The sequence below is a fragment of the Mannheimia granulomatis genome (genome assembly GCF_013377255.1).
GTDB classification, from domain to species: Bacteria; Pseudomonadota; Gammaproteobacteria; order Enterobacterales; family Pasteurellaceae; genus Mannheimia; species Mannheimia granulomatis.
Window position 1 is genome coordinate 660,813 of sequence record NZ_CP016614.1, and the last position, 24,336, is coordinate 685,148.

A 24,336-nucleotide genomic window follows, 5' to 3' on the forward strand; every position below is an offset into this window, starting at 1 on the left:
AAAAATTCGCCCTATTTTACTTGAATTTACTGCCAAAATATAGGGCACTTTTTGATTGCATTGACTATCTCCGATTTCTTATTGTGAATGAGCCGAAAACAAGGGATAATATCACGTTTATTTTTATGAGATGATTTGACAAGCGGTCAGATTTTTGTCGTAATTTGCAAAATAAAATGTATTTTTGACCGCTTATTTTCCTTATATTTGTGGATTTTATGATCGATTATATTTTGTTAGTCATCAGCACTGCCTTAATTAATAACTTTGTCCTAGTGAAATTCTTAGGACTTTGTCCGTTTATGGGGGTGTCGAAAAAAGTTGAAACTGCAATCGGAATGGGGCTTGCTACCACTTTCGTGTTAACGGTTGCCTCACTTTCTGCCTATTTGGTGGAAACTTACCTGCTTGTGCCGTTAAATGCTCAGTTTTTAAGAACCTTGGTGTTTATTTTAGTGATTGCGGTAATTGTTCAGCTAACGGAAATGATCGTACATAAAACCAGCCCGATGCTTTATCGGCTATTAGGTATTTATTTACCGCTTATTACCACCAACTGTGCTGTACTTGGGGTGGCGTTACTGAATGTGAATTTAGCCAATAACTTAGTGGAATCTGTGCTTTATGGCTTTGGCGCGGCTGCCGGTTTTTCTTTAGTGTTAGTCTTGTTTGCGGCGTTACGTGAGCGTTTGGCGGCAGCCGATGTGCCTAGGCCATTCCAAGGGGCTTCTATTGCCCTGATTACTGCAGGTTTGATGTCGCTTGCCTTTATGGGCTTTACAGGGTTGGTGAAACTATAATGTTAGATCTTCCAATTATTGCCTATATCCTTGTTGCTGTTGCGATTATTGCTCTGATTTTCGGGGCGGTATTAGGCTATTCTTCAATCAAACTTAAAGTAGAAGCCGATCCTATTGTTGAAAAAATTGATGCGTTGTTGCCACAAAGCCAATGTGGGCAATGTGGTTACCCTGGTTGTAAGCCCTATGCTGAAGCGATTGCAAACGGTGATGTAATCACCAAATGTGTACCGGGCGGGCAGCCTTTAGTGGTGAATCTTGCCGAGCTTTTAGGTGTTGAAGTGCCTGAAATGGATGGAATGGTAGAGCCTGAAGTGAAAGTGGCATTTGTGATTGAAGATATGTGCATTGGCTGCACTAAATGTATTCAAGCCTGTCCGGTAGATGCGATCATCGGTACCAATAAAGCAATGCACACTGTGATTGCTGATCTTTGCACAGGTTGCGAGCTATGTGTTGCGCCTTGTCCGACTAACTGTATTGAAATGATTCCGATAAAACAAACAACAAAATCTTGGAATTGGCAATTCGACCAAAATTTAATTATCCCGATTGTGAATACAACCGAGTTACAGAAAAAATTAGTGACCGGCGGAGGGAAAAATGAGCAGTCCTAATTTAGTGATTGAGCGAATCCGCCAAAATAAAGAAACCGGAAAATTATGGGATTTCCCGGGTGGTATTCACCCTATGGAAAATAAAACCCAATCGAATGGCAAGCCTATTCGCCGCTTAAATTTACCTCGCTTTTTCTATGTGCCGCTGGTGCAGCATTCCGGTTGGGCGGGTGAGCTATTGGTTAAAGTAGGGGATAAAGTCTTAAAAGGTCAGCAACTTACGAAAGGTGATGATTATCGTCAATTGCCGGTGCATAGTCCGACCTCCGGTAGAGTTATCGGGATTGAGCCTTACCCTTCTGCACATCCCTCCGGGTTGCCGGAAATGACGGTTATTATTGAAACCGACGGTAAAGATGAGTGGGGTGAACGTCAGCCGATTGAGGATTTTCTAACTTTAACAAGCGATCAAATTATTCAAAAAATTTACCAATACGGTATTGCGGGGTTGGGCGGTGCGGTATTTCCAACGGCCTCAAAACTAAATTTTGCCGATAAACGTTGTAAGTTACTGGTAATCAATGGGGCAGAATGTGAGCCATATATAACCTGTGATGATCGCTTAATGCAAGATTACACCCACGATATAATCGAGGGTATCCGCATTTTACGCTATGTGCTACGCCCTGAGGAAGTTGTGATTGCGGTGGAAGATAATAAGCCTGAAGCCATCAATGCATTAGAAAAAGCATTAAAAGGCTCAAACGACATGTTTGTGCGAACGATTCCGACAAAATATCCATCGGGTGCTTCGGATCAACTGGTGCAAGTGCTGACAGGGCTGGAAATCCCTTCCGGCAAGCGAACTATTGAAATGGGCATTGTAATGCACAATATCGGTACCGCATTTGCAGTAAAACGGGCGATTATTGATGGTGAACCGTTAATTGAACGGGTAGTAACGCTTACCGGCGATAAAATCCGTAATAAAGGCAATGTGTGGGCAAGATTAGGGACACCAATTCAGCACTTATTGGAACAGGTTGATTACCAAGCAGACAAGCGCTTCCCGGTCTTTTTTGGTGGACCGATGATGGGCTTTATTCTGCCCTCTTTGCAGGCTCCGATCACCAAAACAGCTAACTGTTTAATCGCGCCGGATCATTTTGAATACGCACCACCGGAGCCGGAACGAGCTTGTATCCGTTGTTCGAGCTGCTCAGATGCCTGCCCGGTTGGATTATTACCGCAGCAACTTTATTGGTTTGCCCGTTCGGAAGATCACGATAAATCCAAAGAATACCGCCTAGATGCCTGTATTGAATGCGGTGTTTGTGCTTATGTTTGCCCAAGTTACATTCCGCTGATTCAATATTTTCGCCAAGAAAAAGCGAAAATTCATGAAGTGGAAGAAAAAGCCCGTAAAGCAGAGGAAGCCAAACAGCGTTTTGAAGCCCGAGAGGCTCGTTTACAAAAAGAAAAAGAGGCTCGTACCGCACGTATTACTCAAGCTGCTGAGAAACGCCGAGAAGAAGTAGCAAATGCCGGCGGAATTGATCCAGTTAAAGCCGCTCTTGAACGTCTGAAAGCGAAAAAAGCCGAAAGTGTGGAACAACCAACCGCATCACCTGTTCAAGCTAAAGCGAATGGCGAGCCGGACAACAGTGATTTAATGGCACAACGTAAGGCCCGCCGTGCCGCAAAATTGGCGGAGCAAGAGGCACAAGCGGTCGAAAATATCGAAAATTTTGCAAAATCAGATAACAGAGACGAAATTGTAGGGGCGAATAGCAACTCGTCCGAAACAGCAGTTGAAGACCCGCGTAAAGCCGCTGTCGCCGCAGCATTAGCCCGAGCAAAAGCCAAAAAAACTGCTCAACAAGCGGTCGAAAATAGCAAGAATTTTGCAAAATCGGATAATGAAAATAAAACCGTAGGGGGGAATGGCAATTCGCCCGAAACAGTAATCGAAGACCCACGCAAAGCAGCAGTTGCTGCTGCATTGGCTCGTGCAAAAGCCAAAAAAACTGCTCAACAAGCGGTCGAAAAAAGCGAGAATTTTGCAAAATCGGATAATGAAAATGAAACTGTAAGGGCGAATGGCAATTCGTCCGAAACGGCAGTTGAAGACCCGCGCAAAGCTGCTGTTGCGGCAGCTATAGCTCGAGCCAAAGCGAAAAAGGCGGCTCAACAGGAGAAGAATAATGCTCAGTAGTCTAATCCCCGAATTTCCTTGGTCGTTTTTATTCGTGCAGGATTTAATTGGTACTATTGTGTTTGCTATTTCTGGGGCGATTGCTGCCCGCCAGCATAAAATGGATATTTTCGGCATGTTTGTGCTGGCATTTGTAACCGGTGTTGGCGGTGGTACATTGCGGGATATGATGATTGGTTCCATGCCCGTATTTTGGATGAAACAGCCTATTTATGTGCTGATGATTACGTTGGCGGTGGTGATTACTGCGATTTTCCGCAATCAAATTTCCCGCAAAAGCTGGCAAACAGGCTTGTTAGTATTTGATGCGATTGGGCTGGGCGTTTTTACTGTCATTGGTGTGCAAAAGGGGTTGGATTTCGGCTTACACCCGCTGATTTGTATCGCTCTTGGTGCGGTAACAGGCTGTTTCGGTGGTGTAATTCGCGATATTTTACGCAATGAGGTGCCGATTGTGCTACAAAAAGAAGTATATGTGACGGCAAGTTTGATTGGCGGTGTGATTTTTGTAATGGCCAACTCATTGGGGCTGGAAAGCGATTGGGTTTATTTAACAACGGTTGCCACCGTAATTATTATTCGCTTACTGGCAATCCGCTTTAATTTGAATTTGCCGAAGGTATAACAAGCGGTCAAATTTTACTGATTTTTTGTAAAAAAGAATGAAAAAAGACCGCTTATGTGGTTAGAAAAAGGAAAGATATGTTTAAAATGGTCAGTTCCCCCCATACGCATTCAAGTAATCTGACAGCAAATTTTATGTTGTGGGTAATTGCGATGATGCTACCTGCTTTTGGGGTTCAGCTTTATTATTTTGGGTTTGGGGTTCTCATTCAAACGCTGTTAGCGATTAGTCTTGCAATAGTGATTGAAATCATTATTGCAAAATTACGCAAAAAAAAGACCGCTTTCTATTTATCGGATTTATCCGGCATTTTAACAGCGATGATTTTAGCGATGTCAATTCCACCTTATGCTCCTTACTGGGTCGTTTTGATTGGGGTAATAGTCGCATTATTATTGGCAAAACATAGCTATGGTGGTTTAGGGCAGAATTTGTTTAATCCTGCAATGGTAGGATACGCTTTATTATTGGTTTCTTTTCCTGTTCAAATGACATCTTGGATGGTGCCAACTCATTTGCTCAGTGAACCACCAATGTTTGCAGATGCAATATCGCTTATTTTTAAAGGAGTAAGCACTGATGGCTTTAGTGCATATCAGCTAGTAAATAGTGTAGATGGTATTACTCAAGCAACGCCTTTAGATAGTATGAAAAGCAGTGGTCATAAATTAGGTTTTGAGGCTGTGATGGCAAGCCCGATTTTTAGTGGCTTATTTGCAACAGGTTGGTTTCAGCTGAATATTGCCTTTTTATTTGGTGGTTTGGTTCTAATTTATAAGCGGATTATTCATTGGCAAATTCCGGTTTCAATGCTGGCAGTATTTTTACTGTTGAGTTTGGTAACGGAGCTGTTTTCTAATAACTTATACTTGCATCCTCTAAGTCATTTGTTTAGTGGTGCGATGATGTTCGGTGCATTTTTTATTGCAACAGATCCTGTTACCGCATCTATTACCCCACGTGGTAAATTAATTTTTGGTAGTTTGGTTGGATTGCTGGTTTACCTTATCCGCTATTATGGTAATTACCCTGACGCGATAGCGTTTTCGGTCTTGTTGGCCAATATTTGCGTACCGTTAATCGACCATTACACGCAGCCGAGACTATACGGCACAAAATTGGATAGACGATAATGAATACCTCAAAAATTACTTTGAAATATGCCTTAATTTTAGGTGTAATTGCGTTGCTTTGTACGGCGGTTTCTACCGGTGTGTATTTGCTCACAAAAGGCAAAATTGATGATGTTACCGCAATGCAGCAACGTAAGTTATTAGAAGAAGTTGTGCCGAGAACACATTTTGATAATGATGTGTTAGCTACTTGTAAAGTGGTTAAGTTAGAGCATGCACCTTATTTAAATCGTCTTTATCTTGCAAAAAAATCGGAAAATTTAACCGCTTACCTTATTCAAGGCACGGCCCCTGATGGTTATTCAGGCAATATTGTGCTGTTAATGGGGATTCAACCAAATGGCAATGTATTAGGTGTTCGCACCCTTGAGCATAAAGAAACACCGGGCTTAGGCGATAAAATTGAGACCCGTATTTCAAATTGGATTTTATCTTTTACCAATAAATTCTTTAGTTTGGAAAATGAAGCCGATTGGAATGTCAAAAAAGATGGTGGACAATTTGATCAATTTACCGGGGCGACTATTACTCCTCGTGCGGTGGTGAATAACGTTCGCCAAAGTGCGAAATGGGTGATTACTGAATTAGCACAAAATCCGGCAATGCTTGAGCAATTTCAATCTTGTAAATAATCGGTAGAAGAAATGGAAACAGATAATCAAATTCCTGTGCTGAATGTTGAAGCTGGGCCTAAACAAGCTTCGGTATGGAAAAACCTATTTACTGAAGGTGTTTGGAAAAATAACGGGGCGTTAGTCCAATTACTCGGGCTTTGCCCGCTACTTGCAGTTTCAAATAGTGTAACCAATGCGTTAGGTTTGGGGCTTGCAACACTGTTTGTGTTGATTTGCACAAATACGACTATTTCACTATTTCGTAAAATTACACCACATGATATTCGGATCCCGATTTATGTTATGGTGATTGCAACAGTGGTAACCGCGGTGCAATTGCTAATGAATGCTTTTGCGTTTCCTGTGTATCAATCATTAGGGATTTTTATTCCGCTGATTGTTACTAATTGTATTGTGATTGGTAGAGCAGAGGCTTATGCTTCAAAAAATGAGGTTAAACTCTCTGCTTTTGATGGCTTTGCAATGGGACTGGGAATGACATTAAGTTTGCTTGTTCTAGGTGCATTGCGCGAGCTAATCGGCAACGGAACTTTATTTGACGGATTAGATTTATTACTGGGTGATTGGGCAAAAGCACTCCGCATAGATGTGCTGCATATTGATTCCGGATTATTATTGGCTATTTTACCACCGGGAGCTTTTATTGGGCTTGGGGTGATTTTGGCGGTGAAGAATATTATTGATAAAAAATAGTTTTTCCTAGGGTTTAGTCCTAGATTAGTTTTTGCAGCCACTCTAAGTGGTTGGAAGATAGCTTTCCTGGGATTTATGTCCTAGGTTAGTAAGTTAGTATGAGGCAGCCATCCTAAGCATGGCTGTGAGATGCCTATCTTAGGGTTATGTCCTAAGTTAGTATGATACAGCCGCTTTTCGCGGCTGGGAGTAAGGATATGACACGAATTACCGCCCAAGACGGCTATACACACAAATTCTTATGGTCTTTTCTGCACCCGAGATATTGGGGGGTGTGGTTAGGGGTGTTTGGATTGGTGATTTTAGCCTATGTGCCGGCTCGTTTGCGGGATAAGTTTTCCGGTTGGATTGGTAAAATTGCTTACCAATATCTTAGAAAGAAGAATAAAAAAGGCTATCATCGAGCAAAAGTGAATTTGCGTTACTGCTTTCCTCATTGGGATGAGCAAAAACGGGAAGAAGTGATTGAACGGATGTTTGTTACTGTGGCGCAAACCATGCTTGCCATTGGTGAAACCGCTATTCGCCCTGTTTCTTATTTACAAAAACGCTGCGAGTTTTCAGGCTTTGAGTATGTGGTTAAAGCGAAAGAAAGCGGGAAAAACGTAATTATGCTTGTACCACATACGTGGTCGATTGATATGGCAGGCGTTGCAATGTTCTCTTTAGGTTACCCTATGACTTCCATGTACAATCCACACCGCAATGCGCTAGTTGATTGGCTATGGAATGTTACTCGTGAGCGTTTAGGTGGGCGAATGCACACTCGCCAAAATGGCATTAAAGCATTTTTGGCAGATGTGCGTAAAGGTGATGTCGGTTATTTTTTGCCAGATGAAGATTTTGGCGAAGAGTTAAGCGTTTATGTGGATTTTTTTGCAACCGAAAAAGCGACTTTGCCGGGCTTAAATAAAATGGCGAGGGTGGCGAATGCGGAGGTAATCCCAATGTTTTCCATTTACAATGCCGAAAAAGCAGTTTATGAAATGGAAATTCTCCCTCCGCTTGAGTTTTCTGGCGATGCTGAACAATCGGCTCGTGAAATGAACCGAGTGATTGAATATTTTGTTGAGAAAAATCCAGAACAATATGTTTGGATTTTACGTTTGCTTAAAACCAGACGTAATGGGGAAGATATTTACGCAAATTAAAAAATAGGGGCGAATCATCATTCGCCCTTTTTTTGAATAACATTTATTTCTCAGGCGTTTGAGCCAAGACTTTTGTTAAAAGTGCCCAATAATTTTCCACTGCCGGAATATGCACTTTTTCATCCGGTGAATGAGCATTGAGGATAGTTGGTCCAATTGAGACAAAATCCATATCCGGATAGATTTTCTTGATTAGACCGCACTCAAGCCCTGCGTGAATTACCTTAATTTCAGCTTCATAGCCTAAAATCTCGTCATAAATTGTCTTAGTTAATGGGGTAATTTTTGAATCCGGATTTGGTTCCCAGCCCGGGTAGCTTCCTTTAAATTCAACATTTGCCCCAACTAAGGCAACTAATGAGTTGATTTTGCTCCTAACATCTGCTTTTCCTCCCTCAATTAGTGAGCGAGCAAGAATGGTGGCTTTCACTTCATTATTTTCTGTTTTAAGAATGCCAATACTTAATGAGGTTTCCACCACATTTTCTACCACATCACTGTTACGCACCACGCCATTTGGTAACACGTTTAGGAAATGAATTAAACGCTGGGTGCTTGCTGTATCGAACGCTTGAGCCGGTGTTGCAGCTTCTTCAATGAATAAGGTGAAATTTGGCTCAGCAAATTTGAGTTGCGATTTTAATTGAGCTGCAGTATCAGTTAAACAAGCGGTCAAATTTTCCTTATTTTTTGCAGATAACACAATGGTTGCGTGAGCTTCACGCGGAATAGCATTACGTACCGAACCGCCTTGAATATCGGCAATTTGGAATTCTGCAACTAATTGTGCTTCAGCCAAAATGCGAGTGAAAACTTTAATTGCATTTGCACGAGTGGTGTGAATATCACAGCCGGAATGCCCGCCTTTTAAGCCTTTTAGGGTAATGGTCAGTGCAGCGTCTTGTTGGTTAGATTCTAAATTAACCGGTAAGCTTACATTCACATCCTCGCCACCGGCACAACCAATATAGATTTCACCGTTTTCTTCGGTGTCGGTGTTGATCATTGCATCAGCTGTAAGCCAATTCGGACGTAAACCAATCGCCCCTTCCATTCCCGCCTCTTCAGTCATAGTGAGCAACACTTCAAGGGTTGGGTGAGCTAAATCTGTGCTTTCCAACACTGCCATACAAGAGGCTAAACCAATGCCGTTATCAGCACCGAGCGTTGTACCTTTGGCTTTTACCCATTCGCCATCAATATAAGGTTGAATCGGATCTTTTTTGAAGTCATGAACAGTGTCAGCATTCGCTTGAGGCACCATATCTAAATGAGCCTGTAATGCAATGGTTTGGCGGTTTTCCATTCCCGCGGTTGCTGGCTTACGAATCAGTACATTGCCGGCTTCATCGCGTTCTACAAATAAATTTTTTGATTTTGCCCAGTTAACAATAAATTCAGCCAATTCATCTTCATGATAGGACGGATGCGGAATAGAGCAGATTTTATCAAACCATTGCCAGAGCAGGTTAGGGGCGAGAGTTGAAATTTCAGACATAGATAACTCCTTTGTAAAATTTTGCGAAAAAATGACCGCTTGTATTTAAGTCGGCATATACATTTACTATTGTAGATTAATTTAACGGAAATGGATGAAAAAATTGCCTAAAAAATGAAAAAAGTACTTGATGACGAGGGTTCCAGAGAGAGTTGGATATGCTTAAGCTAGTAAGGATTGCTGTGTTTGGTATTCCCTTTCATATTGGAAAAATTATTTTAGTTGGCATGGGAATTGTGAGTGTTTTTTGTACTAAGTGTGCAATTGTGTGAGCGTTTAGACAAAAAATTAAATGAAATGATGGCGAAAAAAGCATTTTCGGGTTATCCTAACGCAATTTTTATATTCAGGGGTTAATCCCCATTTTATATTAGGTTGTTTCTATGAGTGAAAAATACACAAATGAAAAATATGTGGTAACTTGGGATATGTTTCATATGCATGCCCGTAAGTTAGCGGAGAATTTATTACCTGCTTCCCAATGGAAAGGGATTATTGCAGTAAGCCGTGGCGGTTTGTTCCCTGCTGCTGTTTTAGCTCGTGAATTGGGTATTCGCCACGTAGAGACAGTTTGTATTGCAAGTTATGATCACGACAAGCAAGGTGAGCTAAAAGTATTGCATGCGGCCCAAACTGATGGTGAAGGTTTTATTGTGGTAGATGATTTAGTGGACACCGGCAACACAGCAAAAGAAATTCGTAGAATGTATCCGAAAGCTCGTTTTGTAACAGTCTTTGCTAAACCACATGGTGCTCCGCTTGTTGATGATTATGTGATTGATATTCCTCAAGAAACTTGGATTGAGCAACCTTGGGATTTAGGTATTACCTTTGTTCCACCGCTTGCTCGCAAGTAATTTTATCGTGTAATGGACAATGAAAATTGTCCATTATTTTTACCTGTTTTGTAGATTTTTAAAATGAGTTTAGGTCATCTTTATATTATTTCAGCACCGAGTGGCGCAGGAAAATCATCATTAATTAATGCATTATTGGCAGATTTACCCCGCTCTGAAGTTCAACTCTCTATTTCTCACACAACACGTCAACCTCGCCCTGCAGAAGAAGATGGTGTGCATTATTATTTTACAACCTATGATGAGTTTAGGCGTTTAATTGAGAAAGGGCATTTTTTAGAATGGGCGGAGGTGTTTGGTAATTACTATGGTACTTCATTGCCAATGATTGAACGTAGCCTTGAACAAGGTATAGATGTCTTTTTAGATATTGATTGGCAAGGCGCACGTCAAATTCGTGAAAAAGTGCCGAATGTGAAAACTATCTTTATTTTACCGCCTTCAAAAGCGGAATTAGAAAAACGATTAATTGGGCGTGGACAAGATTCGACAGAAACCATTGCAAAGAGGATGGCGGAAGCTGTGTCAGAAATGAGCCATTATGATGAGTTTGATTATGTAATTATTAACGATGATTTTAAGCAGGCTTTAGCTGAATTGAAATCGATTTTAATGGCAGAGCGTTTGTGCTTAAAGAGTCAGAAAATTCGCTATCAAAATCTGATTGGTGAACTGCTAAATAATTAAATGAACAATCGTTCATTTTAACTGGTAAGTGAAAATATTTTTGCGTAAAATACGACGGTTATTTTTATTTAAATAAGGAAAGCGTAATGAAACTCTCTAAATTAGCATTCTCCGTAGTACTTGCACTAGCAGTTAGTGCTTGTACAACCGGGAATATGAGTCGTGATGGTTCGTTGCAAAAAGCAACAGATACCTATCAAAGTTATGAAGAAATCACCAAACAATATCAAATCAATGAACAATGGTGGCAAGGTTATCGTGATACAGAATTAGATCGTATTGTTGATCTCGCGATTAAAAATAACCTTGATTTGGCAAAAAGTGGTATTGCGGTTAATAAGGCACTTTATAATGCCAATTTGGTTGGGGCTGCATTAGTTCCTACTTTTAGTGCTTCTAGCACAGTGTCTGCGGCTAAAGGTATAGGTTCAACTTCAAATAATATTTCAACCGGTGTTTCAAACACTGCAGCTCAAGCTGCATTTAATTTGAGTTATACCATTGATTTATGGCAGCGTTTGGCGGATACCGCGAGTGCAGCTGAGTGGACTCATAAAGCAACGATTGAAGATTTAAAAGCGACTCGTTTGTCGATTATTAACTCTGTTGTGACGACTTACTATAATTTGGCTTATTACCATGATGCTATTCGTCTTACGGAAGATAGTATTAGAGATTATGAGCGAATCAGTCGTATTTTAAATAATAAATTAAATGCAGGTGTTATCGACCGTTTAGCGGTGGATCAAGCTCAACAAGCCGTATTAAATGCACGAAATAATGTGGTTAAATTACGTACTGAGCAAAAAGTGGCAGAACAGACATTGCGGAATTTGTTAAATATTCAGCCAAACACACCGCTTAATATTCGTTATCCGAATATTATGAATGTGAAATTACAAGATATTGATTTAAATGTGCCGGTTTCAGCTATTGCAAATCGTCCGGATGTGGTTGGGGCATTACAACGTTTACAAAGTGCGTTTAAAACCTTAACCGCAGCGGAGAAAAGTTGGTTCCCAACCTTAACTATTGGTGGTTCAATTACAGGTAGTGCGAAAAATTTAGGTAACTTGGCGGATAATCCTGTAGGTAATGGTCTTATTAAATTGGATTTACCTTTCTTAGATTGGAATCGTGTCAAGAATAATGTAAAAATCTCAGAAACTGATTATGTTACAGCTCGTTTAAATTATGAGCAGAAAATTACCTCAGCATTAAATGAGATTGATCGTTATTATTACAGCTACACACAAGCAAAAAGCACATTAAAAACCTTGCAAGATACTCATGAGCATGACAAACGTATCAGTTCATACTATAAAAATCGCTATGAGCAAGGAATTTCCGAATTCCGTGATTGGATTACATCAATGAACACCGCACGTAACTCGCAGCTTGCTATTTTAAATGCAAAATATGCGATTCTTGCTAATGAGAATGCTGTTTACCAAGCTATGGCCGGTAAATATAGAAAATAGCCAATATTAAAAAGAGTGAGTATTTTAAAATACTCACTCTTTTTTACTTGAGAAATATTTAGACTAACCCTAGAACCTTTCTACCGTTAACACTTGCGATATTCGCCATTTCTTCTAGGTTAGTAAAGCGGCAGCCTGCAGAGAGTAGGCTGAGTTCTTGCCACATATCGCCTTCACAAAGTGGCACCATGTAGTCACAGATATTGTCTGTACCGATTGCAACGGTAATTCCTTCCGGAATGAGCTCATCTGCCGGTGTTAATGCATTATGAAACGGCTGCAGATCTTCTTTTCTGCCGCTATCAATCCACGCCATTGGGCAGGCAATCACCATCATTTGGCTTTCTCGCATTTTTTGGTAAAGCATTTTACGGTAATCTTTTGGATGTGCACCGATCGAAATACCATGAATAGCAACTACTTTCCCTTGCATACCATGTTCGATAGATTTATCGCACAGTTGCTCGGTTTCTTTCTCTTTTGGCGAGTTAAATTGATCAACATGGACATGCAACATTTTGCCAAGAGATTTTGCTTTATCCATTAAAATATCCATTGCTTCTAATCCCTTACCGTAATCCAATTCATCTCGGTACGGTAAGCCTCCAATCATATCCACCATTTCAGAGCCGATATCAAACCATTTTTTAGCAGTTGGCTCAATCACGCCTTTTAAGGTTTGGTTAGCAAATTTTAAAATAATATCACTTTTATAAACTTCTCGGGCTTTGTGAGCTGCAATAATAGCTCGGTCCTCGCAAACCTGATCAATATCAACAAAGGTACCAAATGCTGTAACTCCTTGAGAAATCATTAACTCAATAGCCTGCGAAAAGCGGCGATAATAGTCATCAACGCTAGAATTTCGTTTTACTTCATCGACTAAATCCCATTTTTGCTGAAGATTAGCATTTTGGTAGACAGTAATTTTTTCAGGTGTCATTGTAAACGCACGGTCAGCGTGAGCATGTGCATTAACCCAGCCGCCTTTTTTGATAATTTCATCACGAATATGGCTTTTTAGGGTGCGAATCAATTGGCTCATTTATGCTATTCCTCTGTGTTATATATTGAATGTGCAAATTTGGGGTGATAAACGCTTTTGTTTGAAAACGTAAGTATAGAGAATAAAAAAATCGCTTATAAAAGCGATTTTTAAAAAATAAGAAATGAATAATAAAAGAGCCACACCTCGAAAAACGATGCGCAGCTTTGTAGAGTTTACTTTTGTGAGTGTATGGTAATTCATTTCTAGTTCCTTGTTTGGACTAGAGCAGTAGTATAATGATTTTTTTAGAAAATGGCAAACGTTTGCCTAAAGTTGAAATTTATAGATAAACTTTTTACAATGGCAGCGTTCTCATTGGGGTGCTACAAGCGGTCATTTTTAGTAAAAAATTTGCAAAATGTATTCACAATCCTTTGTAAGGATTGTTCACAGCTTCGCTGCCGTTGGCAAAGCCAACGTTCAAAAAGCGATACTTTTTGTGACCGCTTGTGGCTGAGAAAGACCCATAGAACCTGATCTGATTAATATCAGCGTAGGGATTTGAGATAGCAAACTGCCATTCTTAAATCCTTCTATTTATTGATTTTTAGAAGGAAACGTTATGAAATTTACTGTATCTTCGCTGGCATTTTTGGCTGCGACAGCCTTTGCCCAGCAACCCACCTTAACGGTTTATACCTATAGTTCTTTTGCTTCTGAATACGGCCCTGCACCAAAATTAGAACAAAACTTCGAAAAAGTGTGTAGCTGTGATGTAAAATTTATGCCTTTTGGTGATAGTGTTACGATGTTTAATCGTGTACGTTTAGAAGGCGGTAAAACGAAAGCGGATGTGGTTGTCGGTATTGATAACTTTTTACAGCTTGAGGCGGAAAAATCGGGACTGTTTACAGAATTTGAGGTGAACACGCCTCTAGAGATTAAGAGCAAAATATTTTTCCCTTATGATACCGGTTCTTATGCGTTTATTTATGATAAAGAAAAATTAAAAAATCCACCTAAAAGCTTAAAAGAACTGGTTGAACGCCAAGATTTAAAAGTGATTTATCAAGATCCAAGAAGCAGCAGTGTTGGACGTGGTTTTCTATTATGGATGAATCAAGTTTACGGAAATGAAACAGCAAATGCTTGGAAAAGCTTAGCAAAACACACGGTAACTGTTGGTAAAGGGTGGTCTGAAACCTACGGTGCTTTTTTAAAAGGCGAATCTGATTTAGTATTAAGTTATACTACTTCGCCCTTATATCATCAATGGCATGAAAATACCGATAAATATGTGGCAGCACCTTTTGAAGAAGGGCATTTAGTACAAGTTGAAAATGCAGCTATCTTAAAAAACAGTCAGCAAAAAGCATTAGCCAATCAATTTTTGAACTTTTTGCATACACCGGAATCACAGCGTATTATCTCATACCATAATGTGATGAATCCTGTGTTAAGTGAAGGTGTTGATGCAGCCTTTGCAAAAATGCCAACTTACAAAACATTAGAATTTAGCCAACCATCGCCTGAAACGGTTCAAAAGTGGCTTTCTGAGTGGTCAAAAAGTTGGTAATTTCATTAAATTAATAGGGTGGGAACAAAAAAACAATAGCCGAATAATATTCGGCTATTGTTTTGAATGAAGTCAAATAAATGAAATTTAATGCAAATTTTTTGCAAATTCATTTGATTAGTTAGGCGATTTTGTGTTATTTATAGCCGCCGTTATTATGAAAGCCCGAAGATGTTGATTTTCGCGTATAGTGAAATTACAAGGAAGTTAGTTCGTATTCGGGGATAATAATTCCAACAATGAAAATTCTGAACAAGGAGTATAATCTATGACTCAAGTGGCTAAAACCACATCTCTAGGTTTATTAGCACTAGCCGGTGTTAAACCTTATGAGCCGAAAAAAGATGAAGAATATATGAATGAAGCTCAACGTGAGCATTTCACAAAAATTCTTAAAGCATGGCATAGCCAAATCATGGATGAAGCGGAACGAACAAAGAGCCAGCTGCAAGAGGATATGACTAACTTTGCTGATCCAAATGACCGAGCAAGCCAAGAGGAAGAGTTCAGTTTAGAATTACGTAACCGTGATCGCGAGCGCAAGTTATTGAAAAAAATTGAACAAACATTGCATAAAATTCAAGATGATGATTATGGTTTCTGTGAAACTTGTGGTGTAGAGATTGGTATTAAACGCTTAGAAGCACGTCCAACAGCTGATTTATGTATAGATTGCAAAACATTGGCTGAAATTCGTGAGAAGCAGCTAGGTTTATAATCAGTTTTGCATAATGCCTCTTTTTAAGAGGCATTTACTATTTTGAGGTGTATTATTTTTAAGTATATTAAGTCGTTGTTTTCCAAGTCTAAAAAACAAACACAGGAAAATGAGCAGAAATCAAGAGTGAAACAGGCGGAGAATGTTGAAAAACCAATCCGTACTAAACGCTCAACGCCTAAATTGACCAGACAACAAAGTGCGAAAAAAAACGTTAAAGGGCATCAAACAGATGTACCATCTCATCTTTTACATAAAAAATTCACGGCAAATGCTTCACAATATGGTATCAGTCCGAAGAGTTTCCCTAAAAATGCACTTTCTATTGTCGATAAATTACACTTAGCCGGCTACGAAGCTTATGTGGTGGGTGGTTGTATTCGTGATTTACTACTTGAGAAAAAACCAAAAGATTTTGATATTGCAACCAACGCTCGTCCGGAAGAAATACAGCGTATTTTCGGCAGACAATGTCGTTTAATCGGTCGTCGTTTCCGTTTGGCTCATATTGTGTATGGACGTGAGATTTTCGAAGTAGCCACGTTCAGAGCCGGTCACGATTCTCATAGCAATGATAAAATATCAAAAGTAAGTGATGAAGGAATGTTGCTGCGTGATAATGTTTACGGCAGCTTAAGAGATGATGCCGAACGCCGTGATTTTACCGTTAATGCGTTATATTATGATACAAAACGTAACTTAATTTTTGACTTCTTCAATGGTATTGAAGATTTAAGAGCCGGAAAATTATCACTAATTGGAGAGCCGGCGGTACGTTATCAAGAAGATCCGGTGCGTATGCTACGGGCTATTCGTTTTATGGCGAAGTTAGATATGTTTTTAGATAAAGCAACAGCTTCTCCAATTCGAGAGATGGCTCCTTTGTTAACTAATATACCTGCTGCTCGTTTATTTGATGAATCGTTAAAATTATTGCAGTCGGGAGAAGGGCTTAAAACTTACCGGTTACTACGGGAATATGGCTTGTTAAATTTCTTATTTCCTGTGCTTATTCCGTTTTTTACTCAAAAAGAAGATTCTAATGCTGAGCGAATGATTGTAAAAGCATTAACTTCTACTGATGAGCGTATTGCTGATAAGTTGCCGGTTAACCCTGCGTTTTTATTTGCGGCACTGCTTTGGTATCCACTACGTGAAAAAATGGAACAGCTTAAAAATGAAGGTGGTTTTAACAGCCACGATGCGATGATGTTAGCAGCAAATGATGTATTGGCAGAAAGCTGTAAATCTATTGCGTTGCATCGCCGTCATACTGCGGTTATTCGAGATATTTGGTCATTGCAATTCCAAATGATGAAACGCAGTGGAAATCGCCCACAACAAACGCTAGAGCATATTAAATTCCGAGCCGGTTTTGATTTATTGGTTATGCGTGCGGAAATTGAAGGGGGAGACTTAGTTGAGTTATCTGCCTGGTGGCATGAATATCAATTCAGTAATGATGGACAACGCAATGAGTTGTTAAAATCTGTCCGCCATTTACCAAGCGTGCAAGCAGAACAAAAGAAAAAACGCCGCCGCAAGACGTTTAGGAAAAAGTCAAAAGCGGCTAAAGTAGAATGATTTTATTGGGGCAAAATATTTTTTGCCCCAATAAAATTTAAGGATATGGTCGAAAAACCTTTCGTCCTTATAGGAAAAGTTATGCAAACAGTTTATATTGCCTTAGGTTCAAACCTAAATAATCCCTTAGAACAACTAAAACAAGCGGTCGAAAATTTAAAAAGTTTTGCAACTCGCTTTGAGATTAGCCCGTTTTATGGCTCAAAGCCGGTTGGTCCGCAAGATCAGCCCGATTATGTGAATGCGGTAGCAAAATTTGATACTGATTTATCGCCAACGGATTTATTGGATAAATTACAAAGTATTGAACAGAAACAAGGGCGGGTTCGTTTACGCCGTTGGGGGGAGCGTACTTTGGATTTGGATATTATTTTATACGGTAATCAGCAGATTCAAACCGAGCGTTTAACCATACCGCATATTGAGATGAAAAACCGTGAATTTGTAGTTGTACCGCTGTTTAGCTTAACCCCTGATTTAATTTTACCCACAGGAGAAAAACTGTTCGATCTTTATCAGCAATTTAAAGATCACCATATGGTCGTTTTTAGTTAATCTTTTATTTTATTTTCACCGGTTTTGATCACCGCTCTGGATTTTTCATCCATTTTCACATCAATGCGGTGATCAACCACTACATTCATATTAATCGTAATGCCTTCAGTAGGAGTTTCCAACTGCACTTTGGGCGTGCAAGCGGTCAAATTTGCTAAAAATATTGCAAAATAAAATTGGCTCGTTTTCATTCTTTATCCGTGATGTTTTATTTTTCCAATTTTTGATAGAGATAATTTTCCAGTTTTTGTTCAAACTGAGAACCATAGTTAATCAAATCCCATAAATCAAACATATTTTCTCGGTGATTATAATTTAAATTTACCTTAGATTTCCCTTGATTTGAGGATAATTTTAATTTGCCGTCCAGCACTAAATCCCCACTCGGCCCGACATTAATAAGACTACGAAAATCATTGATTGTACTTTTATCTACTAAGTGTAGCAAAATTTGTTCGGTATAGCCGCTATTTCCCATTGCAGCCAGTAATTCGGGGGTGAAAGTTAAATAAGAGGTTTGTGCTTGGGTCAGTAGTCCATCGCAAATATAACAAGGCTTACCGCTTAACCAAAATGGTAAAGTAGCGTTTGCTTTTCCCTTTAAATCAATTTGTTGATACTGTATAAAATTAAGTAGCTCTTCGAAATCAATTCGTTCTAAGTTTAAATATGCGAGTTCTGTTTGTGGCAAGGAAAAGTGTTTAATATTGAGGTTTCCACCAAATAATTTAAAGGTTAATTCATTTAAATTTAACGGTTTGGTTTTGTTATAAGGGTAGTAGCCGTTGATTTTCATAGAAATCTTATCTAGTGCTAAATCCCCTAATTTAATTTGTGCGATGTTGACTGCAATAGGCTTTTTGACACCAAAATGAAAATGTCCGTCTCGATAGCGGTAAGGCAATGCAAACTCTATACCTGTGGCCTCACCATCCGGCAAAGATATACCCCCGTTTCGAATAGCAAGATGCCCACCTGCGATTAAGCCGTTTTTTATGCTGGCACTAAAAGCAGTTTCTCCTCGAATCGTTCCTTGTTTGATAATCCATTGGCTTCGAAACGGAAAAAGTGGTTGAAAACCACGTGCTGATTGTTCCGGCCAATACAATTTACCGACAATTTGGCTGGATTGTTCGGTTAATTGGCGGCGAGCAAAGAGCTTTAGCGGACCTAGTTCGGTTGTATTAATAATACCTTTAAAATTGAGATTTTCGGTCCGACCGTTAAACGCTAATTTTGCCTCAGGTTTAGGTAGATTGCCGCCATAGCTAAAACGGATCTCAGGCGATTTTAATTTGATTTCACCCTTGAGTGTGTTCTGTGTAGTATCAAATTTGATTGTGTCATTTAGAGTTAATTCTGTTTTTGGAATGATCGTGTCATCCAGTTTTATCTCGGATAGATTGCCTTTAAACTCAGTAAGCTGAATACTATTTTTATGCCATTGCCCCCGACCGTTTAAATTAACTTTGCTGTTAAAGGCTTTGAGAGTGGAATTTCCCCAAATTCTCCAGCTCCAGTTGTCTTGAAGGAGAGCAAGCTGTGGGGCATTTTGGAAGAAATCTAATGCTCCGGCTTTAAAATTATTCGCATAGCCGTCTAAATGGAAGTTGATATTTTTAAAGTCGGGGCTTTCGCCTTTTAAAATGGCATATAAACGACCGTGGATGCCGTATTTATCGACTTGTAATCCTGCAAGTGGAAAACGTAAATCTTCAATGGTTAAGTAACGCTCTTTGCCGGTAAGTCGCAGTAGAGAAGAAGGCAGAAATTTTAGCCTTAGATCGTCAAATTTACCTTGTAAATCTAAAGGAATACTACTGTATAAAATAAAATTCCCATGTTTAATGTTCCCGGTTAATCGTATTGGTAGTGTTAAGCTTTCTTGATTGACTTCACCTCCTTCACTTGAAATCACGATATTGCCTTTTCCCCATCTATTTTGGGAAAGCAGGCTTATTCGTACCGCAGTTTTTATTGGGAACATATTCTCTAACTGCAATGTTTCGGGGGTGAATTTAGCACTAATAAAACCGTGAAATGGAAATTGTTCTATTAAGCTCCAGTCAAAACGCCCCTGTTTTATTTCTAGATTTTTCCCGTCAAAGAGAAACGGAAAATCGAATTTATCATTTTCTGAGCCAGCCAAATTAAGTTGCCAATTTCCTTCTAGTTGTTGTGCAGTATTTTGTTGCCAAGTTAGGGTTGAGGTTCCGCTTTGTAAGGCCGCATTTGAGATAATTTCATCAGACAATTGCCATTGGTATTTAGCTGAAAGCTTAGGGGGAAGTTGGCTTAAATCATCTTTGAGCTGAGCAGAGAAGTTTAATTTGTGTTGTTCTTTTTCATTAGGGTGGTAAGTTAATTCGGCATTCAGTTGTTCATTTGCAAAATTTGCCGAGAAGTTGACCGCTTGTTGCTGTAAAGACGCAGTAATACTTTGATTTAACGAGGCAATATGGAATGCAGTAGGTTTGCTTAATAAGGCATTTAGTCGAGGCGATAAGTTTTCAGGCAAATTGACCCATGTTAAGGCATGAATACTGGCCTCGCCATTGGGAATAAGGGCTAATAAGGCTTTTAGTGATGTACCGGAATTATTACTTTGCGTTTGTGGTAACTGCGATAAGCATTGGTAGTCAACTTTTATGTTTTCGATAGATAAATGCTGTTTTTTAATCCAAGTAACGGCACTGTTATCCATGCTAATCAGCGGGCAATTTTGGTAGGAAAGCTTAAAGTAAGGCAACGATGCCCTCTGCCAGCCAGGGGTTAAACCTTTAGTTAATTGAATTTGCCATCCTTTAGGTAAAAGCCAATTAAGCGTAGTGCCGAGCATTGGGCTGGACATAAGCACAGCAATCGCTGTCATTAACATGACCGCGAGAATGCCAAGAATGCCTAATGTCCGTTTCATCATAATTAAATGATATTAGTAAAGGGATATAAAATCGCAAGGAAAGTTGCTACTGTCCAAGCGGTTGGATTTTTAATGTTTTTTCCCAATAGTAGCCACGCGAGCATTGCCAGCACCACAAATTGTACTGCAAAGTAGATAGCAAATGGGGTGAGTGACATTTCAGGCATAATTTGCAGATGTTGATAGAGTACGAATGCCGTCCAGCAATAATTGAGTACCAGCACAATTAATGCTATTTTGACCAACAATTTTAGGAAAACTTCTAAACGACTTTTTGCTAACATTAAATACCAGCCGGCGAGTAAAATGCCGAGCAGAATTTGAGCAAAGTTGTTGGCTCGAATACCATTAAATAAAGAGGGAATTTCAAACCAATAGACTGCGAGGTATTGAATAATGCCAACAGTAACAATAGCGAATCCGCAATACATTAAGGTGTTATATAGGCTCTCATCCTGCGGTAGGCGGAAGTAAATTAAACATAAAAAGATCGCCGCAATGTTAGCGATAGCAAGTGGATTGTGCTTAGGGGTAAAGCCTATTGAATAAATAAAGTTACCGATAGCAAAAATCAGCAAGAAAGGCAGGATAAAGGTTAAGCGGCTACTTTGCCCACGGCAGATTTCCCCTTTCCATAGCACAATAAAGCTGATTAAAGCGGTAATGAAGATAGCTAATAAATAAGGTGAAATAAAAATAGAATTTGTTGGTGCAGCGTAAAAATTTAAAGCCATCTCGATAAATAGCATTAATACCATTGGCAGAGCCGCATGGGTAGCAATTTCAAGTTTTGACGGCGTATCGTGAGCGTGAGCCATAAATAATCCCAAAAGGTTTAAAGAAAAATGATTTTAGGACAAGATTATGCCATAATAATAGCCGTTTTTTAACTTCAAGAGGGCATAAGAAATGCGAATTTTACATACTATGTTACGTGTGGGCGATTTAGAGCGTTCTATTAAATTTTACACTGAAGTTTTAGGGATGCGTTTATTGCGTAGAAGTGAGAATGAGCAATATAAATACACTTTAGCATTTTTGGGCTATGCTGATGAGAGTGAAAGTGCTGTTATTGAGTTAACTTATAACTGGGGTGTGGATAAATACGAACTGGGCACAGCTTATGGTCATATTGCATTAGGTGTGGATGATATTTACGCCACTATTGAATCTATACGTGCTGCCGGTGGCAAAATTACCCGCGAGCCGGGCCCTGTTTTAGGGGGCAAAACCGTTATTGCATTCGCAGAAGACCCGGACGGTTATAAAATTGAATTTATTGAAAATAAAAACGCACAAGCAGCATTAGGTAACTAATTTTTGCACATGGTTGTGTGACAAGCGGTCGGATTTGTTTGAAAATTTGCAAAAATTTTCGCTAATCAGACCGCTTGTAGTTTAAATTGATGAAGAAAAGAAGATGGAAAAAACAGCGGAACAAGTCGATTATAAATTATTAAAAAATCGTTTTCGGGGCTACTTGCCTGTAGTAATTGATGTTGAAACAGCAGGGTTAAATGCACAGACAGACGCATTATTAGAGCTTGCGGCGATTACGGTGAAAATGGATGAGGAAGGCTATTTAGTGCCTGATCAGAAATGCCACTTCCATATCAAGCCTTTTGAAGGAGCGAATATTAACCCCGAATCGCTGAAGTTTAACGGTATTGATATTGATAACCCACTGCGTGGTGCGGTAGCAGAAAATATTGCGATTCCCGAAATGTTTAAAATGGTTCGTAAGGCAATGAAGGAGCAGGGTTGCCAGCGTGCAGTGATAGTTGCTCATAATGCGGCTTTTGACCAAGGCTTTATACAAGCTGCGGTGAAGCGTATTAATGCTAAACGTGATCCGTTTCACCCTTTTGCCATGTTTGATACCGCAAGTCTTGCCGGTTTTATGTATGGACAAACGGTTTTAGTCAAAGCATGCCAAATGGCTAAAATTGCTTTTGATGGTCACCAAGCACATTCTGCGTTATATGATACGGAAAAAACGGCCGAATTGTTTTGTGCAATGGTCAATCGATTGAAAGATCTGGGTGGCTTTCCATTAGTTTCGCCGGAATAAAGCGGTTAAACTCTTTTATTACTAGCTTAATTGAATCTGTTTTTGAGAAGTTGAAGAGTGATTAGACTTTTTAACTTTTTAGAAGCAGATTTTTTTATTGTTTATAAATTGCTTATATATACATTATAAAATGCTTTATTTCTTTGATTTAGGTAAAATATTTAACTTTTTGTCGGATTATTGTTCGTATAAAAAACTATTTTTATTAACTTTGCTAGCGAGTTCACATAATCAAAATAATCTGATTGTTTTGTTTTTATAAAGGCGTAGCATATTGCTGTTTTAAATTAATTTACTAGATCAAGGAGACTTATTATGGCTATGCCATCTCAACGTTTTTCTCTAACTTGGGTGCTTAATTTATTTGGTACAGCAGTTGGAGCCGGGGTTTTATTTTTACCGATTAATGCCGGTATGGGAGGATTTTATCCACTTGTTATCATGACCTTATTAGTGGGGCCTATGACTTATTTAGCACACCGTGGGTTAACACGTTTTGTACTATCTTCAAAGCATGAAGGGAGTGATATTACTGAAGTTGTGCGTGAACATTTTGGCGATAAAGCAGGTAAATTAATTACACTGCTTTATTTCTTTGCGATTTTTCCGATTTTATTAATTTATGGGGTGGGGATTACCAATACCGTTAGTTCTTTTATTGAAAACCAACTTCAGCTAACAGCACCACCTAGAGTGATTTTATCGTTTATCTTAATTGCAGCAATGATTGGTGTGATGTTATTAAGTGAACAAGTGATGTTAAAAATCACCGCTTGGTTAGTTTATCCGCTAGTCTTTATTTTATTTGGACTATCGATTTATCTTATTCCTGAATGGAATGGTGCGGCATTAAAACAGATGCCGACAACAGGCGATTTTTTAACGACACTTTGGTTGACCATTCCGGTATTGGTTTTTGCTTTTAACCATTCCCCTGCAATTTCATCTTTTGCACTCTCGCAGCAAAATTTCTATAAAGATAGCAATAAAGCAGAAATTGAGGCAAGTAAGGTATTACGTTCAACAGCCTTTATTTTAGTATTATTTGTGATGTTCTTCGTGTTTAGCTGTGTGCTTACACTCACGCCTGAAGAATTGGCCCAAGCAAAAGTACAAAATATTTCGATTTTGTCTTATTTAGCGAATAAATTTGATAATCCGATTATTTCCTATTTTGGTCCTTTCGTTGCCTTTTTAGCAATCGGTAGCTCATTCTTCGGGCATTACTTAGGGGCTCGTGAGGGATTAGAAGGATTAGTCAACCAAATGCGTGAGCACCCGATTGAACCAAGCAAATTCCGTAAAATTACTGCGGTGGTTTTTTTAGTCGTCTTATGGATTGTCGCAACGATTAACCCAAGTATTTTAGGTTTTATTGAAAGTTTAGGTGGACCTATTATTGCGATGATTCTGTTTATTATGCCTGTTTATGCGGTTTACAAAGTGCCGGCATTAGCTCGCTTTAAAAATCTATTTAGTAATGCTTTTGTTTTTGTAATGGGCTGTATAGCTATTTCAGCGATAGTGTACGGATTACTTTAATCCATGTAGAATGACGCCCTTATTTTTATTATTTATTTAAGTATGTGTTT

23 protein-coding genes are annotated in these 24,336 nt (G+C 39.2%); 18 read left to right on the forward strand and 5 right to left on the reverse strand.

The features are described 5' to 3' along the window. Positions 1-218: 218 nt before the first annotated feature. The 8 genes from rsxA to lpxM all read left to right on the forward strand — a co-directional run bounded on the left by rsxA (position 219) and on the right by lpxM (position 7,809). The gene (gene rsxA / locus A6B41_RS03070; protein WP_027075173.1) at positions 219-800 is read left to right on the forward strand and encodes an electron transport complex subunit RsxA; all 582 of its coding nucleotides are present in this window, start codon (positions 219-221) and stop codon (positions 798-800) included. Further along, positions 800-1,417 (forward strand): electron transport complex subunit RsxB, encoded by a 618-nt coding sequence (rsxB, locus tag A6B41_RS03075; RefSeq protein ID WP_027075174.1) that lies wholly within the window; start codon positions 800-802, stop codon positions 1,415-1,417. The genes rsxA and rsxB overlap by 1 nt, the downstream gene beginning before the upstream one ends. Beyond that, entirely contained in the window at positions 1,404-3,572 is a 2,169-nt protein-coding gene (gene rsxC, locus A6B41_RS03080; protein WP_027075175.1) for an electron transport complex subunit RsxC, read from the forward strand. Before rsxB ends, rsxC begins: the two co-directional genes overlap by 14 nt. Continuing rightward, on the forward strand, positions 3,562-4,197 hold the full coding sequence (locus A6B41_RS03085) for a trimeric intracellular cation channel family protein (protein WP_027075176.1): 636 nt from the start codon (positions 3,562-3,564) through the stop codon (positions 4,195-4,197). Before rsxC ends, A6B41_RS03085 begins: the two co-directional genes overlap by 11 nt. A 77-nt stretch (positions 4,198-4,274) precedes the next feature. Beyond that, entirely contained in the window at positions 4,275-5,330 is a 1,056-nt protein-coding gene (gene rsxD / locus A6B41_RS03090; RefSeq protein ID WP_027075177.1) for an electron transport complex subunit RsxD, read from the forward strand. Continuing rightward, positions 5,330-5,962 carry an electron transport complex subunit RsxG gene (gene rsxG / locus A6B41_RS03095; protein WP_027075178.1) on the forward strand — a complete coding sequence of 211 codons (633 nt, stop codon included), beginning with the start codon at positions 5,330-5,332 and terminating at the stop codon, positions 5,960-5,962. Before rsxD ends, rsxG begins: the two co-directional genes overlap by 1 nt. 12 nt (positions 5,963-5,974) lie before the next feature. After that, on the forward strand, positions 5,975-6,658 hold the full coding sequence (locus A6B41_RS03100) for an electron transport complex subunit E (protein ID WP_027075179.1): 684 nt from the start codon (positions 5,975-5,977) through the stop codon (positions 6,656-6,658). Positions 6,659-6,855: 197 nt separating this feature from the next. Beyond that, the gene (gene lpxM, locus A6B41_RS03105) at positions 6,856-7,809 is read left to right on the forward strand and encodes a lauroyl-Kdo(2)-lipid IV(A) myristoyltransferase (RefSeq protein WP_027075180.1); all 954 of its coding nucleotides are present in this window, start codon (positions 6,856-6,858) and stop codon (positions 7,807-7,809) included. 43 nt (positions 7,810-7,852) lie between these two features. On the opposite strand, the gene A6B41_RS03110 is transcribed toward lpxM, so the two are convergent. Continuing rightward, the gene (locus A6B41_RS03110) at positions 7,853-9,307 is read right to left on the reverse strand and encodes an aminoacyl-histidine dipeptidase (protein ID WP_027075181.1); all 1,455 of its coding nucleotides are present in this window, start codon (positions 9,305-9,307) and stop codon (positions 7,853-7,855) included. A gap of 383 nt (positions 9,308-9,690) precedes the next feature. Here A6B41_RS03110 and gpt point away from each other — a divergent pair, with 383 nt between their 5' ends. The 3 genes from gpt to tdeA all read left to right on the forward strand — a co-directional run bounded on the left by gpt (position 9,691) and on the right by tdeA (position 12,332). Beyond that, a complete protein-coding gene (gene gpt / locus A6B41_RS03115; RefSeq protein WP_027075182.1) occupies positions 9,691-10,164 on the forward strand; it encodes a xanthine phosphoribosyltransferase in 474 nt (157 codons plus the stop codon). A gap of 63 nt (positions 10,165-10,227) precedes the next feature. Continuing rightward, entirely contained in the window at positions 10,228-10,851 is a 624-nt protein-coding gene (gene gmk, locus A6B41_RS03120) for a guanylate kinase (RefSeq protein WP_027075183.1), read from the forward strand. A gap of 86 nt (positions 10,852-10,937) precedes the next feature. Then, positions 10,938-12,332, forward strand: coding sequence for a toxin/drug exporter TdeA (gene tdeA, locus A6B41_RS03125; protein ID WP_027075184.1), 1,395 nt, complete (start codon positions 10,938-10,940; stop codon positions 12,330-12,332). Between the two features lie 58 nt (positions 12,333-12,390). On the opposite strand, the gene A6B41_RS03130 is transcribed toward tdeA, so the two are convergent. After that, the gene (locus tag A6B41_RS03130) at positions 12,391-13,377 is read right to left on the reverse strand and encodes an amidohydrolase family protein (protein ID WP_027075185.1); all 987 of its coding nucleotides are present in this window, start codon (positions 13,375-13,377) and stop codon (positions 12,391-12,393) included. 565 nt (positions 13,378-13,942) lie between these two features. On the opposite strand from A6B41_RS03130, the gene thiB reads away from it, so the two are divergent. The 4 genes from thiB to folK all read left to right on the forward strand — a co-directional run bounded on the left by thiB (position 13,943) and on the right by folK (position 17,753). Next, positions 13,943-14,896: a thiamine ABC transporter substrate binding subunit gene (gene thiB, locus A6B41_RS03135; protein WP_027075186.1), complete on the forward strand. Its 954-nt coding sequence runs from the start codon at positions 13,943-13,945 to the stop codon at positions 14,894-14,896. Between the two features lie 268 nt (positions 14,897-15,164). After that, positions 15,165-15,614 carry an RNA polymerase-binding protein DksA gene (gene dksA, locus A6B41_RS03140; RefSeq protein ID WP_027075187.1) on the forward strand — a complete coding sequence of 150 codons (450 nt, stop codon included), beginning with the start codon at positions 15,165-15,167 and terminating at the stop codon, positions 15,612-15,614. 42 nt (positions 15,615-15,656) lie between these two features. After that, the gene (gene pcnB / locus A6B41_RS03145; RefSeq protein WP_237052491.1) at positions 15,657-17,198 is read left to right on the forward strand and encodes a polynucleotide adenylyltransferase PcnB; all 1,542 of its coding nucleotides are present in this window, start codon (positions 15,657-15,659) and stop codon (positions 17,196-17,198) included. Between the two features lie 81 nt (positions 17,199-17,279). Beyond that, positions 17,280-17,753 carry a 2-amino-4-hydroxy-6-hydroxymethyldihydropteridine diphosphokinase gene (gene folK / locus A6B41_RS03150; RefSeq protein WP_027075189.1) on the forward strand — a complete coding sequence of 158 codons (474 nt, stop codon included), beginning with the start codon at positions 17,280-17,282 and terminating at the stop codon, positions 17,751-17,753. Here folK and A6B41_RS03155 read toward each other — a convergent pair. From A6B41_RS03155 to A6B41_RS03165, 3 genes are read right to left on the reverse strand one after another with little or no spacing between them, the layout of a single operon-like run. Further along, complete coding sequence (locus A6B41_RS03155) at positions 17,750-17,944, reverse strand: YnbE family lipoprotein (RefSeq protein ID WP_027075190.1); 195 nt, start codon at positions 17,942-17,944, stop codon at positions 17,750-17,752. The two genes, folK and A6B41_RS03155, sit on opposite strands and share 4 nt — an antisense overlap. A gap of 17 nt (positions 17,945-17,961) precedes the next feature. After that, positions 17,962-20,673 (reverse strand): YdbH family protein, encoded by a 2,712-nt coding sequence (locus A6B41_RS03160; RefSeq protein ID WP_027075191.1) that lies wholly within the window; start codon positions 20,671-20,673, stop codon positions 17,962-17,964. 2 nt (positions 20,674-20,675) lie between these two features. Then, positions 20,676-21,491 (reverse strand): hypothetical protein, encoded by an 816-nt coding sequence (locus A6B41_RS03165; RefSeq protein WP_027075192.1) that lies wholly within the window; start codon positions 21,489-21,491, stop codon positions 20,676-20,678. A gap of 91 nt (positions 21,492-21,582) precedes the next feature. On the opposite strand from A6B41_RS03165, the gene gloA reads away from it, so the two are divergent. The 3 genes from gloA to A6B41_RS03180 all read left to right on the forward strand — a co-directional run bounded on the left by gloA (position 21,583) and on the right by A6B41_RS03180 (position 24,286). Continuing rightward, the gene (gene gloA, locus A6B41_RS03170; RefSeq protein ID WP_027075193.1) at positions 21,583-21,990 is read left to right on the forward strand and encodes a lactoylglutathione lyase; all 408 of its coding nucleotides are present in this window, start codon (positions 21,583-21,585) and stop codon (positions 21,988-21,990) included. A gap of 103 nt (positions 21,991-22,093) precedes the next feature. Beyond that, the gene (rnt, locus tag A6B41_RS03175) at positions 22,094-22,744 is read left to right on the forward strand and encodes a ribonuclease T (RefSeq protein ID WP_027075194.1); all 651 of its coding nucleotides are present in this window, start codon (positions 22,094-22,096) and stop codon (positions 22,742-22,744) included. A 315-nt stretch (positions 22,745-23,059) separates the two neighbouring features. Further along, complete coding sequence (locus tag A6B41_RS03180; protein WP_027075195.1) at positions 23,060-24,286, forward strand: aromatic amino acid transport family protein; 1,227 nt, start codon at positions 23,060-23,062, stop codon at positions 24,284-24,286. The last annotated feature ends 50 nt before the right edge of the window (positions 24,287-24,336 follow it).

Coding starts and splice junctions, on each gene's coding strand:
- rsxA (WP_027075173.1), top strand. CDS start 219: ATGATCGATTATATTTTGTTAGTCATCAGCACTGCCTTAATTAATAAC.
- rsxB (WP_027075174.1), top strand. CDS start 800: ATGTTAGATCTTCCAATTATTGCCTATATCCTTGTTGCTGTTGCGATT.
- rsxC (WP_027075175.1), top strand. CDS start 1,404: ATGAGCAGTCCTAATTTAGTGATTGAGCGAATCCGCCAAAATAAAGAA.
- A6B41_RS03085 (WP_027075176.1), top strand. CDS start 3,562: ATGCTCAGTAGTCTAATCCCCGAATTTCCTTGGTCGTTTTTATTCGTG.
- rsxD (WP_027075177.1), top strand. CDS start 4,275: ATGTTTAAAATGGTCAGTTCCCCCCATACGCATTCAAGTAATCTGACA.
- rsxG (WP_027075178.1), top strand. CDS start 5,330: ATGAATACCTCAAAAATTACTTTGAAATATGCCTTAATTTTAGGTGTA.
- A6B41_RS03100 (WP_027075179.1), top strand. CDS start 5,975: ATGGAAACAGATAATCAAATTCCTGTGCTGAATGTTGAAGCTGGGCCT.
- lpxM (WP_027075180.1), top strand. CDS start 6,856: ATGACACGAATTACCGCCCAAGACGGCTATACACACAAATTCTTATGG.
- A6B41_RS03110 (WP_027075181.1), bottom strand. CDS start 9,307: ATGTCTGAAATTTCAACTCTCGCCCCTAACCTGCTCTGGCAATGGTTT.
- gpt (WP_027075182.1), top strand. CDS start 9,691: ATGAGTGAAAAATACACAAATGAAAAATATGTGGTAACTTGGGATATG.
- gmk (WP_027075183.1), top strand. CDS start 10,228: ATGAGTTTAGGTCATCTTTATATTATTTCAGCACCGAGTGGCGCAGGA.
- tdeA (WP_027075184.1), top strand. CDS start 10,938: ATGAAACTCTCTAAATTAGCATTCTCCGTAGTACTTGCACTAGCAGTT.
- A6B41_RS03130 (WP_027075185.1), bottom strand. CDS start 13,377: ATGAGCCAATTGATTCGCACCCTAAAAAGCCATATTCGTGATGAAATT.
- thiB (WP_027075186.1), top strand. CDS start 13,943: ATGAAATTTACTGTATCTTCGCTGGCATTTTTGGCTGCGACAGCCTTT.
- dksA (WP_027075187.1), top strand. CDS start 15,165: ATGACTCAAGTGGCTAAAACCACATCTCTAGGTTTATTAGCACTAGCC.
- folK (WP_027075189.1), top strand. CDS start 17,280: ATGCAAACAGTTTATATTGCCTTAGGTTCAAACCTAAATAATCCCTTA.
- A6B41_RS03155 (WP_027075190.1), bottom strand. CDS start 17,944: ATGAAAACGAGCCAATTTTATTTTGCAATATTTTTAGCAAATTTGACC.
- A6B41_RS03160 (WP_027075191.1), bottom strand. CDS start 20,673: ATGATGAAACGGACATTAGGCATTCTTGGCATTCTCGCGGTCATGTTA.
- A6B41_RS03165 (WP_027075192.1), bottom strand. CDS start 21,491: ATGGCTCACGCTCACGATACGCCGTCAAAACTTGAAATTGCTACCCAT.
- gloA (WP_027075193.1), top strand. CDS start 21,583: ATGCGAATTTTACATACTATGTTACGTGTGGGCGATTTAGAGCGTTCT.
- rnt (WP_027075194.1), top strand. CDS start 22,094: ATGGAAAAAACAGCGGAACAAGTCGATTATAAATTATTAAAAAATCGT.
- A6B41_RS03180 (WP_027075195.1), top strand. CDS start 23,060: ATGGCTATGCCATCTCAACGTTTTTCTCTAACTTGGGTGCTTAATTTA.